The sequence below is a fragment of the Paraburkholderia phenazinium genome (genome assembly GCF_900141745.1).
GTDB classification, from domain to species: domain Bacteria; phylum Pseudomonadota; class Gammaproteobacteria; order Burkholderiales; family Burkholderiaceae; genus Paraburkholderia; species Paraburkholderia phenazinium_B.
The window spans coordinates 640,551-653,248 of sequence record NZ_FSRM01000002.1 but is presented as its reverse complement, the minus strand read 5'-3'; the positions used below and the strand labels follow the sequence as shown (position 1 = coordinate 653,248).

At 64.6% G+C, this 12,698-nt stretch carries 12 protein-coding genes; all 12 read right to left on the bottom strand.

The window, feature by feature from the left end; genetic code table 11:
* Positions 1-4: 4 nt before the first annotated feature.
* Complete coding sequence (locus BUS06_RS22975) at positions 5-1,189, bottom strand: beta-ketoacyl-[acyl-carrier-protein] synthase family protein (protein WP_074266731.1); 1,185 nt, start codon at positions 1,187-1,189, stop codon at positions 5-7.
* The gene (locus BUS06_RS22970; RefSeq protein WP_074266730.1) at positions 1,186-3,606 is read right to left on the bottom strand and encodes an MMPL family transporter; all 2,421 of its coding nucleotides are present in this window, start codon (positions 3,604-3,606) and stop codon (positions 1,186-1,188) included. Before BUS06_RS22970 ends, BUS06_RS22975 begins: the two co-directional genes overlap by 4 nt.
* Positions 3,606-4,316 (bottom strand): LolA family protein, encoded by a 711-nt coding sequence (locus BUS06_RS22965; RefSeq protein WP_074266729.1) that lies wholly within the window; start codon positions 4,314-4,316, stop codon positions 3,606-3,608. The genes BUS06_RS22970 and BUS06_RS22965 overlap by 1 nt, the downstream gene beginning before the upstream one ends.
* Positions 4,304-4,735 carry an acyl-CoA thioesterase gene (locus BUS06_RS22960; protein WP_074266728.1) on the bottom strand — a complete coding sequence of 144 codons (432 nt, stop codon included), beginning with the start codon at positions 4,733-4,735 and terminating at the stop codon, positions 4,304-4,306. The genes BUS06_RS22965 and BUS06_RS22960 overlap by 13 nt, the downstream gene beginning before the upstream one ends.
* Complete coding sequence (locus BUS06_RS22955) at positions 4,732-6,324, bottom strand: HAL/PAL/TAL family ammonia-lyase (protein WP_074266727.1); 1,593 nt, start codon at positions 6,322-6,324, stop codon at positions 4,732-4,734. The genes BUS06_RS22960 and BUS06_RS22955 overlap by 4 nt, the downstream gene beginning before the upstream one ends.
* Positions 6,311-8,077 carry a glycosyltransferase family 2 protein gene (locus BUS06_RS22950; RefSeq protein WP_074266726.1) on the bottom strand — a complete coding sequence of 589 codons (1,767 nt, stop codon included), beginning with the start codon at positions 8,075-8,077 and terminating at the stop codon, positions 6,311-6,313. The genes BUS06_RS22955 and BUS06_RS22950 overlap by 14 nt, the downstream gene beginning before the upstream one ends.
* Positions 8,074-9,765: an ApeI family dehydratase gene (locus BUS06_RS22945; protein WP_074266725.1), complete on the bottom strand. Its 1,692-nt coding sequence runs from the start codon at positions 9,763-9,765 to the stop codon at positions 8,074-8,076. The genes BUS06_RS22950 and BUS06_RS22945 overlap by 4 nt, the downstream gene beginning before the upstream one ends.
* Complete coding sequence (locus BUS06_RS22940) at positions 9,762-10,382, bottom strand: COG4648 family protein (RefSeq protein WP_074269244.1); 621 nt, start codon at positions 10,380-10,382, stop codon at positions 9,762-9,764. The genes BUS06_RS22945 and BUS06_RS22940 overlap by 4 nt, the downstream gene beginning before the upstream one ends.
* A 113-nt stretch (positions 10,383-10,495) precedes the next feature.
* Positions 10,496-10,747 carry an acyl carrier protein gene (locus tag BUS06_RS22935; protein ID WP_074266724.1) on the bottom strand — a complete coding sequence of 84 codons (252 nt, stop codon included), beginning with the start codon at positions 10,745-10,747 and terminating at the stop codon, positions 10,496-10,498.
* A gap of 2 nt (positions 10,748-10,749) precedes the next feature.
* Positions 10,750-11,049: a phosphopantetheine-binding protein gene (locus tag BUS06_RS22930; protein ID WP_074266723.1), complete on the bottom strand. Its 300-nt coding sequence runs from the start codon at positions 11,047-11,049 to the stop codon at positions 10,750-10,752.
* Complete coding sequence (locus BUS06_RS22925; protein WP_074266722.1) at positions 11,024-11,818, bottom strand: lysophospholipid acyltransferase family protein; 795 nt, start codon at positions 11,816-11,818, stop codon at positions 11,024-11,026. Before BUS06_RS22925 ends, BUS06_RS22930 begins: the two co-directional genes overlap by 26 nt.
* Complete coding sequence (locus BUS06_RS22920; protein ID WP_429289171.1) at positions 11,802-12,443, bottom strand: beta-ketoacyl synthase chain length factor; 642 nt, start codon at positions 12,441-12,443, stop codon at positions 11,802-11,804. Before BUS06_RS22920 ends, BUS06_RS22925 begins: the two co-directional genes overlap by 17 nt.
* Positions 12,444-12,698: the final 255 nt, after the last annotated feature.

Genomic DNA, 12,698 nt, shown 5'->3' with positions numbered 1-12,698 from the left:
TCGCTCACCGTCCGAGTATCACGCTGACGTTGCTGCCGCCGAACGCGAAAGAATTGCTCATCACGTATTGTGCGCCCGCATGGCGCGGCAAAAAACGTTCTGTCTCGACGAGGTCGAGCACCGGCAGTTCTGCATCGGCCTCGCCATCCCACAGATGACGCGGCAATGCGACGTCGTCGCGCGCGAGTGTGAGCCACGCGAAGCCGAGTTCGTTTGCGCCCGCCGCGCCAAGTTGATGGCCGGTGAGCGGTTTGGTGCCGCTGGCTGCGACACCGCCGGGGAAGACCCGCGCCATCAGGTGCGCTTCCATCTGGTCGTTCTTGCGAGTGGCCGTTGCATGCAGGTTCACGTACCCGATCGACGACGGCGCAAGACCTGCATCATCGAGCGCGGCGCGCAACGCCTGTTCACCGCCGACGCCTTGCGGATCAGGCGCTGAGATGTGATGCGCGTCGCTCGATTCGCCGGCGCCCGCGAGCACGACCGGTCCTTCGTCGCGGCTCATCAGAAATACTGCTGCCCCTTCGCCGATATTGATCCCGCGGCGATTGCGACTCAGTGGATTCATACGTGTCACGCTGGTCGATTCGAGCGAGGCGAAACCCTGCACTGTCAGTTCGCACAGCGAATCGACACCGCCGGCTATGACTGCGTCGCACAGGTTCAATTCGAGCAGCCGGCGCGCCGAGATCACGGCCTTTGCGCCCGAGGTGCAGGCCGTCGATACGGTGAACGCCGGTCCTTCCACGCCGAGCGCCGCAGCGGCGAACGGCGCAGCCGTGCCGATTTCCATCTGGCGATAGTCGAAACCGGCAGGCATCTCACCCGTTTCAGCGTGTTGCGTCAGAGCGGCTTCGGCTGCGCTGATGCCCGACGTGCTGGTGCCGAGCATCACGCCGATACGGCGGGCGCCGTATCGTTCGCGCGCCGCTTCGATGGCAGGGCGGATCTGCGCGAGCGCGGCCAGTAGCAAACGGTTGTTGCGGCAGTCGTAGTATGCGAGGGCAGCGGGCGGCGCGAGCTCCAACGCGCTCGTGACGCGCCCGACGAAGGTCTCGCCGAGGCGAGTTCGCAGCGTACCCATGCCGGGAGCCTGTCCGTTAGCGAGCGCCACGACGATCGACGGCACGTCGTTGCCGAGTGCGTTGATCATGCCGAGCGCATGCAGATAAACACGTGACGTGCTCACGCCGGTTCTCCCTCAGTGCGAGATGTTTGTTGTTTCGACGGAATGCCGATGGGCGCGAGCAGCACGGACACCATGATGCCCAGCGACAGCGTCGCGCCGAAGCTGCGCAACGCCGGCATCGAGCTCATGCCGAGCATGCCGAACGACAGCAGCGTCGTTGCCGACGACAGCAGCACGCCGGTCCACACCGCGCCGGGGTCTGCATCGACGCGCAAGGTGCCTTCGCGCAGGAACACGGCATAGTTTGCGCCTACGCCGAGCACAAGCATCAGCGCAAGCCAGTTGAACAGCGTGAACGGGACGTGCGCGTAACCAAACGCCCCGAGCGTGACGCCAACCGCCAGCAACACCGGCAGCGTCACGGCGAGGCCGCCGCGCGCCCGGTAGCGCACCATCAGCAGGATCAGCACCAGCAGCAGCGCGCCCGCGAGCCAGACGGCGGCATCGACGCGATATTCGCCGAACAGCTTCGACACGCTCGCAGCCTTGTCGACGAAACTCACGCCCGGGACTGCGTGCGCGGCGTCGAGCAGTGCGGGCTCGTTAGCCGCTGTGACGCTTTGCGGGATCACGACCGCGGCGAAAGCGCGGGGTGTCGTCTGCGTTTCGCCGAGCCACAAATGACGGAACGGCTGCGACCATGGAGCGGCGAGCCAGCGGTCGATGGTGAGCACAGAGGAGGCTGATTTCCCGTAGTCCGCGAGCCAGGTATCCACGACTTCGTCGCGAAACCCGGCCTGCAGCAGCATCGTGCGCAAGGCCGCAGGGTCATTGAACACGTGGGCGGCCAGCAGCGCGTGATCGGCTTGTTGCCGCTGCGCGGACGGCACGAATGACGTCACCGATTGCCAGTTCCCCGCACTCGACGCTCCAGTCAGCGCATCGAGTTTCGTACCGAGCGCTTCGGCACGTTCCAGCACGATCTCCGGCGTTTCGCCACGCACCACGAAGAACTGCGCCGTATTGTCGACGCCCACTGCGCGAGCGACTTCGCGCTCCTGGGCGACGAGCGTCGGGTCGCGCTGGATCAGCAGGTGGATGTCGTCATCGCTTCTCAGTTGCAGCCAGCCCGGCGCGGAAGCGATTATCAACAACGCAGCCAGCCACACAGTCCGGCGGCCGCCGATCAGCGCATGCCATTTCTTCAGGAGACGTGCCGCGGCCTTGAACACGGACTGCGGGCTGCGAGCCGGTGCGCGGATAAGCAGCGTCGGCAACAGCAACAGGACCGAAGCGAAGGCGATCGAAATCCCTGCGATGGCAAAGCACGCAATCTGCTTGAGGGCGGGGAACGGTGCGCAGGCGAGGATCGCGTAACCAAGCAGGCTCGTCGCGAGCGCAACGCTCAGCGCGGGCGCAACTGCCCGTGCGCCGCGTTGCGAATCCCAGCCGCGTTGCGCGCCCAGATAGACGACAAAATACTGGATCGAGTAATCGACCGCTTCGCCGATCAGGCTCGCGCCGAAGACGAGCGTCAGCAGATGCAGTTGCCCGAAGACGAGCAGCGTCACCGCGAGGGCGCCGACAATGCCGAGCGCTGTCGAAACGAAACCGAGCAGCAGCAACCGTGGCGAGCGAAAGATCCACAGCATCAGCAGCGCGATGCCGCACATCGATACGAGGCCGATGGCGTGCATCTCATGTTCGGAGGCGCTGCGCGCCGCCTGGGCGTAGAACACGGCTCCGGTTCTCGCGAGCGTGACGTCAGGGTACGTCTGCTTCAGTTCTGCTTCACCGTGTGCGACAGCAGCGAGCACCGCGCGCTGGGTCTGCGTCTCGTAGGCGGAGCCGGGCAGTGTTGCCATCACCAACACGCTTGTCGACGCGCCGCGATGCGAGACCAGCAGGCTGTCCTCGATCTGCAGATTGGAGGTGGCGAGCGGCAAACCGTCCAGCCAGTGCTCGAGCCAGCCGAACGGGTCGTCCCCGAGCTGGGTGGCGAGGCCGCCTTCGGCGGGTGCGTAAAGACGGCGCTGCAGGATGTCATGCAGATTCTGCGGCGCGCCGGCCAGCAGCGTGCGATCAGCTGGTGCGAGCAGGCCGAAGCGGTAGGGCATGTACAGCGCGCCGATCTGCGACATATCGAATGGCGGCAAGGTCGCCGTCACCGAGCGAAACGCGCCAGTCGCGGACAACGTCGCGCCCAACTGCTTTGCGGCAGCCTTCGCATGGGCCGCGTTGTCACTCGTGACCAGCAATACCGTGCGGTCGCCGAGCGCGGCGGCGAGCTTGTCGACGGCTTCTTCTGCGACCGGGTCTGCCTCTGTAGCCGGCAACAACGCGAGCAGATTCGTCTGCAGCGGCGACGGGCCTGCGAAGCGCCAGCCGCAGTACACCGCCGCGGCGAGCGCGAACACCAGCCACGCGGCGCGCATGCCCCATGCCTGTTTCGCGCTTCGCGTGTGCAATACGTCCACTAGGGCGCTCCGAACAACTGCTTCTCGGCGGGCGTCAGGTCGGTCACCGGCGTGCTGTCTGTGAAGTCCAGGCTGGTGACGTCGCCGCTCGCGAGCGTAATGCGCAAGGTGCGCAGATAGTTGCCGCCGCTCATCTGCAATTCCTTGATCGCCTGGGCGAGCTGCGGTTGATTGGGCGTGAGTTGCATCTGCCACAGCGCCGACGTGCCCACTGCTTGCACGTCGAATTGCGAGTAGAGAGCCGAAAGATCGCCACCGAGCATCGCGCGCATCATCCCCGACACCTCGGCGACGCCGTGCGGACCTGACGCGCCGTGAGGGCTGGCTCCCGTCACGCGCTGCCCAGCCGCGTTGACTTCGCTCACGCCTGCATCGGTGATCAGATAGGTTGCCTGGTACGGCGTCTCGACGTGCCAGACGACCCCACGTCCACGCATCAGCAGCAGAGATCCTGAACTGACCAGCGGCTGTTTCAGCGCCGCGCGGGTTTGTGTCTGCGTGAAGCGCGCGCGGATGCCATTTGCGCGCCCCAACTGCGCGGCGATCTGCGATACGAGATTGGTGCTTTGAGTCGAGCCCGAGGCTGCGGAGGCGTTTGGCGGCGCGGCCGCAGCAGCAGCGGCGCGTGCCGGTGACACCGAGAGCTGCAGAGCGAGGCTCGCAGCTGCTACCAGCATCACATGTGCGACGCGTGGTCTTAACGTGCCCATACGCGCTCCAGCTTTTCGAAGACGACAGGCGGCGAGACGAACTGCAATTCCTGAGTGGCTGCGTTGACCGCGACCTGCGTCGTATAGCCTTTCGTCAATCGCGTGCCGGATGCCAGATCGACGATTTCATAGCCTATTTTCAGGCGGTTTTCGTATTCCAGCAGTCGCGTGCGTACTTCGAGTTTTTGGCCGTAAAGGGCCGGGCGCACGTATTTCAGATGTGCTTCGACGACAGGCCATAGATAACCGGACGCCTGCATCTCCGGGTAGTCGTAATCGAATGCCCGCAGCAGCGCAGCGCGGCCTGCTTCGAAGTACTTCAGGTAGTGACCGTGCCAGCAGACGTTCATCGCGTCGACATCGTGAAACGGCACTTCTACGGCCGCGCTCGCCGTCAGAACTTTGGATGAATCGCTCATTGCGCGCCTCCGCCAGGGTGCTCGACCAGCTTGCATGCAGCGATACGCGCGGTCAGGGCGCGCAGGTCCGCCTCGAGCGCGCGGTCTTCGTCAACGAAAGGCGAGCTTGCGCTCACGCTTTCCACAAACGCTTGCAGCGGATGCGGGACGAACGTCGCATCGTTGATCCGCAGACGCAGACGGACCGCCTGCACGGTGGCAAGCGTATGCGCCGCGGCGACCTGCTCGGTCAGTTCCAGCACACGCAGGCAATCGCGCGCGGCGATCGTGCCCATGCTGACCTTGTCCTGATTGTGCGCTTCGGTGGAACGCGAGAAGACGCTCGCGGGCATGGTCTGCTTGAGCGCTTCGGCCGTCCACGCGGACGACGAAATCTGCACGGCCTTGAAGCCGTGATTGATCGGCGCGCGCGCCGAGGTTGCACCGGAGAGGTTGCGTGGCAGCCCGTTGTTGAACTTGTCGTCGACAAGCAAGGCCAGTTGCCGGTCCATCAGATCGGCGAGGTTGGCCACGGCGGTCTTCAACGCGTCCATTGCGAAGGCGATGTGACCGCCATAGAAGTTGCCGCCGTGCAGCACGCGTTCGCTGTCCGGATCGATCAACGGGTTGTCGTTGGCGCTGTTCAGCTCGTTCTCGATATCGCGGCGCATCCAGCTCAGTGCGTCACACGTCACGCCGATCACATGCGGCGCGCAACGGATCGAATAGCGGTCCTGCAGACGGTGGCCCGGCGTGTCATCGCGGCCGGTGAGGTCGTCGCGAATCCAGGCGGCGGCTTCGGCCTGCCCGGCGTGCGGTTTCGCTTCGAACAGCAACGGATCGAAATGCGCGGCGCGGCCGTCGAGCGCGATGGTCGACAGTGCGGTCAGGCGCGCAACGAGCCGCGTCAGATGCGCGGCACGCGCGAACGCGAGACATGCGAGTCCCGTCATCACCGCGGTGCCGTTCATCAGCGCGAGACCTTCTTTCGGCGCGAGCGTGAGCGGCTCGTGTCCGAGTTCGGCCCACACTTCCCGCGCCTCCTGCAGGCGGCCGCGGAACAGCACCTCGCGCTCGCCCACGAGTGCCGCCGCGACGTACGACAGCGGCGTGAGATCGCCGCTTGCGCCAACCGATCCTTCGGCCGGAATACGCGGCAGCACGCGATGGTTGATCAGATCCGCGACACGTTCGAGCAGCACCGGCCGCACGCCGGAGAAGCCGTAGGCAAGCGAATTGAGGCGCGCGGCGATGACCGCAAGGGTCTCGTCGTCATCGAGGTGCCGGCCCATGCCGCAACCGTGATAGCGGGTGAGCTGAAGCGGCAGGGCTTCGACCAGCTCCATCGGCACATCGACCACGCAGGCATCGCCATAGCCGGTGTTGACCCCGTAGACGGTCGCGCCTGCGGCAAGATGGCGGCGCAGGAAGTCGGCGCCGCGCGCGATGCGCTCACGCCAGGCAGGATCGGTGCTCAGAGCGACCGGTGCACGTTGCTGTGCAATGGCAACCACCTCTTCGATCGTCAGCCGCCGGCCGCCGATCGTGATGGGTCCCGCTTCCGCTCGCGTCACTTGTCTCACGTCCTGAGTCAAATCATTTTCGGCCATGTGCGCCTCCGCTGGGGCGCGCCCAGAAATCGAAAAAGTTGAACCATTGATAGGGCGCCTTACGGCAATAGTGCTCGAGGCGCGTGGCATAACGTTGGGCCCACGCGGAAATGTGCCGCTCGCGTTCGCGGCGCGGCAGTTCGATGCGCTCGGCGAACGGCTCGAAATACAAGCGGTAGCCGCCGCGCTCCTTCAGGCAGAAGAACAGATAGACGGGACACTCGAGCGCATGCGCGAGCACGTAGGGCCCCTGAGCGAAGGGCGCGCTCGCGCCGAGAAACTGCGCGGTCGTGGTCCGGCCCATCTGGCGGGCAGGCGTGCGGTCGCCTACGATCACCAGCAGTTCGCCGCGCGCCACGCGCTCCTGCATCATCATCGCGGTTTCCGGGCCGAAGTCGTTCACTTCCAGCAGATGCTGCGTGAATTCGCGGTTCGCCGAGGCCAGAACGCTGTTGAAACGGCGCGCATGCTCCGTGTAGACGATTGCTGTCACCTTGGTTTGCGCGCCGCGTACCGCGAGCGCGCGGGCCATCTCCAGATTGCCGAGATGCGAGCCGATGACGAGCGCGCCGCGGCCGCTCGCGAGCAGGTCGTCCAGTGCGCGGGCATCGTCGAAATTGAAGTCCGCCGGTGCGATCCGGCCCGACCACGCCGTCAGTTTGTCGAAGCCGGACTGCGCGAACGCGAGCATGTGCCGATATGCGGAGCGCCATCCCGGATGTGGGGTTTCCTGCTGTGGCGAAGCCTGTGCAAGGTGCTCGAAGTAGCACCGCGACGCTTCGCGCGCAGGGCGGCCAGTCAGCAGGAAGTACGCGACGATCGGATGCAGCCACCACGCGGTGAGCCGTGGGCCAATTGTCTTGCAACCGAGCACGAGCAACATCATGCCGAGGCGGCTGCCGCGTTCGGCCATGCGCCACCAGGCGGCATGGCCTTCGTTGCCATCGTTGCGTTCGTTGGCACCGGTAGCGCTTGTCGCGCTGGCGTCGTCGTCGGCCTTAACGGCTTGCCGCGGCATCACCTTGTGCAGCAGCAGTAGCGGCAAGCGACACAGCATCCCGGCGACGAGCCGCGTATGCGTGCGGCTGATCCGCACGTTGTCCCACAGCACGTCGAAGTGGGACACCCCGTCCGTCGCATAGGTCACGGGCGTTGGAATCGCGATGAATTCGACGCGGCGCCAGTGCAGACGCACGAGGATTTCGATGTCGAAGTCCATGCGCGTGCCGAGCTTTACCTTGTCGATCAGCGCGCAAGCAATGTCGAGCGGATACAGGCGGAACCCGCACATCGAATCCTGAATCGTCAGCGAGAGCGTTTCGATCCATACCCAGACATGCGTCACATAGCGGCCGTAGAGCCGTGATTTCGGCACGCTCGCGTCATACACCGGCCGGCCGAGAATCACCGCGCGCGGGTTGGCTTGCGAGGCTTCGAGAAAACGCGGTACGTCGGCGGCATCGTGCTGACCGTCGGCGTCGATTTGCAAGGCATGCGTGTAGCCTGCCGCGCGTGCGGCGCGCAGACCGGCCATGACCGCCGCGCCTTTGCCGCCATTGACCGGCAAACGCAGCAGCGTGAGTTGGCCGGCGTATTGCTGCGCCAGCGCGGCGAGCACCTGTTGGGTCGCTTCGTCGCTGCCGTCGTCCACGACGTAAAGCGGCAGGCCGTGCACGACCAGATTCGCCACAGTCGCGCCAATCGCGTCCTTGTGGTTATAGATAGGGATCACGATGCAGGCAGCGTTGCTCATGCAGGCTCCCTGTAGACGATCGCGCCCGAGGCGCAGTCGCGCTCTCCAAGACGATAAGTGAACTGGATTCGTTGACGCGACGCATCGTGCGTGAGCGTCAGCTTGAGCTGCGCGCCGGGCGGCACCGGCGCCATGAATTTGAGGCGGTCTATCGAAGCGACATTGGTCGCAGCGGGCACTTGGACTGCAGCGAGCTTGATGGCCCAGTCGACCTGTACGACACCGGGCAAGATCGGCAAGCCGGGGAAGTGCCCCGCGAAGTGGACCAGCGTGTGTGGCACGTGCAGTTCGTAGAAGAACACGTCGCCCTGTCGAGCCTCGGCCAGCACCTCGACACCGTCCGCGCGCGCCTCGAAGGTTGCGGCGAGCGCGGCGGCCGGAAGCTTGCCGCGCGCATCGAACGGCAAGGCGAGGCGAAAGCGCCAGTGACGCGGCAGCACGACGAGATCGAAATACGCGGCCAGATGCCGGCGCAAGGCTTTCACAAGCGCCACGCGTCCGCTCGTGCGCAATGCTTCGATGCCTGCTTCGGTCAGCACCACGACAGCGCCGGCCCGTTCGCGCGAGGCGTTCGCGAGCCGCGTCACCGCAACCTGCGCGACAAACGGATGCTGCGCGATACGCGCTTCGAGCTCGGCCAGCGAGAGGCGCTTGCCGTCGAGTTTGATGACGCGATCAAGGCGTCCCAGCAGACGGAAGCGGCCGTCGCTGTCGAAGGCGGCTTCGTCGTCGGTGCGGTGCCACTCGTCGTGGCCGAGGTGCGGCGAGCGCACACTGAGTGCGCCATCTTCGGCACGCTGGACCAGAATGCCGGGCATCGCCCGCCACGCGTCCGACTTGTCCTGCTGGCGCCACGCAATGCCGCCGGTTTCGGTGCTGCCGTACACCTCGAGCGGCGCGGCGCCGAAACGCTCGGCGTATTGACGCGCCGTTTCGGCCGCGAGTGGGCCGCCCGACGAGAAGAATGCGAGCGGCGCCGGCGTCAGTGTCGCGAAGGCCGGCAGATCGGGCCAACGCGACAGTTGCGCCGGCGTGGACACGACGACTGCCGCGCCGCATTGGGCGATGCGTGCCTGGAGCGCCTGCGGGTCGGTGCTGACGGTGCGATCAAATGCACGTCCGGCCGCCAGCGGCCAGAACACGCGAAACAGAATCCCGTAGATGTGGTGATGCGGAACGCTCGCCAGAACCGTCGCCTCGCCGAGCATGTCTCCCCATTGCTTTTCAAGCGTATGGACTTCGGCGTTGAACTGGGCGAGCGTCTTGTGAACGGGCTTCGGCGCGCCGCTACTGCCCGATGTGAAGAGCGTCAGGCGAGCGAACGGATCGATTGCCCACGTGTCAGCTGGCTCATCCTGGCGCACCGCTTCATGTTCCAGTGTCGCCAGATCGGCCGCCGTGAAGAGGCAGTCGTAGGCATCGGCCAGATCCGCGAGATATCCCGGCGTGGCGTTGGCCGGAATGACCGGCTCTTTGCCGCTCGCGAGCAACGCGAAGAGCGTGCAGGCAAAGTCGAACGGATCGTCGAGACACAACGCGTAGCGCTTTGCCGGCTGCGCCCGCAGCGCGGCAGCGAGCCGCAACGTGCGGGCCCGGAAGAAAGCGAAATCAAGGACGGTGTCGGCGTCGCGGCACACGGGTGTGTGATCGGCGCGCGCCGAGACCAGCAGGTCATGCAGCGCGATCATGATGCCCCCGAACCCGCGGCTCTCGGCAGCATGACGAAGCGGCGCCACGCGATCTCGGCTAGCAGCAGCACGCCGATCAGCACATAGGCGAGCGCACCGTTATACAGCGACCAGGCTTCGCGCCGCCAGCACAATGCGGTATAGACGGAGAACGCGCTATTCAGCGTGAAAAACACACACCAGAGCTGCGTGATGCGACGGGTATAGCGGATCACCTGCGGAGTCGGATCGGGATTGTGCAGACGGGCGAATTTTTCGACCATCGACGGGCCGTCGACGAGTGTGGCGCCGAATGCGACCAGCAGGCCAAGATTGACGAGCGAAGGATAGAGCCGCAGCAGCAGTTCGCTGTTGGTCCACACGATCGCCACCGACGCGACATTGAGCACCGCGGCGACGCACCAGTCGACCGGCGTTAGCCGCCGCAGCGAGCTCGCGAACGTACCGGTGCCGGCCCAGCGTTGCAGCCAGAGCAGAGCGAACAGCATACAGCCGACGTAGCGCGGCGCATCCCAGTGCCAGGCGCACAGGATGACTAGCGGATAAGCGAGCTTGGTGGCGATGCTCAGCGGGCCGCTGAATTTCCCGCCTGGTTTGCCACTCCGGTTGCCACGCATTTTGCCCTCGCCATGCACGGCGACCGTCGCCGGTGCAGCGAGGTCCTCATCAGCCTCGGTATCGTGCGCGGCAGCTTCGACGACCTGCTGTTTGCACGAGGGGACGGACAGCATCAGTCCTGTGCCGCGAGCAGCGATTCGATCGCACTGATCACGTCGCCGACCGTGCGGACCTGCTTGAACTCTTCCGGTTTGATACGGCGGCCTGTCATTTCCTGCAGCTTGATCGCGAGGTCGACGGCGTCGATGCTGTCCAGATCGAGTTCTTCGAACAGATGCGCTTCGGGCGTCACACGTGCCGGCTCAATAGCGAAGTTCTCTTTGAAAATGGCGCGAATGCGCTCCAGAATTTCTGCCTCGGTCACGATTATTCCCCTGTGCTTGCGGTTGCGCCGACTGCGGCGGCCGTATCCTGCTGACTGGCGATCAGCGCCGCCAGGCTGCTGACCGAGCGAAAGTGATCGCGCATGCGCGGGTCATCTGCGCTGATAACCAGGTGGTATTGCTTGCGCAGCACGATGCCGATCTCCAGCGCGTCGATCGAATCCAGTCCGACGCCGTCCGTTTCGAAGAGCGGCGCGTCGTCGTCGATATCCGCGGGCGTCAGGTGTTCCAGATCGAACGCGTCGATCAGGAGCTGCTTAATTTCCAGTTTTAAAGAATCCATAGTCGAACAGGTGCTGGGTAATGTGCTTCTCGATAGCATGGGTCACGCTTCGTGCTGCAAGGGACGGCGGTTCATCCTGAATCGCGAGCTGCTCGGCCCCGACGGGATCGAGCACGTTCACGCTGATACGGAACGGACGCGGCGGCACATCGTACCAGCGCATTTCCTTCGTAAAAGCTGGTGGATTGCAATTCATCAGGACCGGGACAATCGGTACCCCCGCATCCAGCGCAATATAGGCAAAGCCGCGTGAAAACGCGTGCAACCGGTTCGGCGCGGGACTGCGCGAGCCCTCGGGGAAAATGATCATCGTATGGCCCGCGGCGAGCTGGCGCGAGCAGTCCGTGACAAATTCGACCGGGTCTGCGTTGCTCACATAAGCGGCCGCGCGCACGATGCCCCAGAAGCAGGGATTACCCCAGTGTGCGTTCTTCACCACGCAGCAGGCCGACGGTACCAGCGAGAGCAGCACTACGACGTCGAGATACGTCGGATGATTGGCCACGACGATGGCCGGGCCGCTGGCGCGCAATCTCGCCACGCCTTCGACTTCGAGTTCCATCACGCCGGTCCACTTCAGAGCCGCGACGAGTGCCCGAAAGAAATAGTGAATCACCGTCGTGACCGCACGTTGACGGGACGCGGCATGCGGCCACAGGCAGACGAGCGGATAGGCGAGGATCGAGAACAGCATGCCGCAGATGCCGAACACCACGAAGCTCATGCCCGTGGCGAAGAGCCGCCAGCCGTAATTAAGCCGTGCGGCCATGCCATCTCCATTGCCAGCTGACGTTCGCGCTTTGCCACGCTGCGGGCTGGCGGGAGTCGAGGCAGCGGACAAGCGCCTCGCTTTGTGTGGAAAGGCGCGGATCGGCCCCGTTTGCCTCGTCCATTCCGCTGACGGCGCATTCCAGGTGACCTTGGGCGGTGTCTGCGTCGACCAGGATTGCGAGGGCGCCTTCCTGGATTTCGTCCGCGACGTTGCCGTACACCGCATCGGCGGGCTCGTCGGCATAGACGACCAGCACTGGCGGCGAGGGCTGCTGCATGTGTTGCGCGTAGGCTTCGAGCAACGCGTAGCCTAGCGATTCCGGGCCAGCCGAGATGGCCGTCGCGGGCGAGCGGTCGCCGCGCGCAATGCCGAAGATGCCGGACATGGCGTTCAGGACAGACAGGCTGAAGGCGTTCGGCGAGACCTGCTCGGCCGCGGTGATGTTGCGCAGGATGTCGGTGGTGCGCCGCAACTCCCCGTGTCGCGATGCGAACACCATGCGTATGGCCTGTTTCCCGTCCGTACAGTCGTGCGCTACCTTGAGCGCCGCCTTTGACAGGGAGCTCAGGCGTCGACGCACCATCGGCTCAATAAAACCTGTATCGGGTTTCGTCGCGGACATGGGGGACCAGAAGGACCAGTATGCTACCGGCATGGTCCAGCGCAAATCGGGCATATCGGTGTTCTTATATTGAGGCTGCAACTGCTTCGGGTTTAGCCGTCAGAACGAATTGGCAAATTTCGTTAAAAGACAGCGCGTTACGGACCCTAACGATGTGCAGCACGGATACAGCGTGTTTATCGATAGGTACGTTAACGGCATTTTGCGCGAATTATATAGGGCCGGGAATAGAAATAATCTGCCTCGGCCGATACT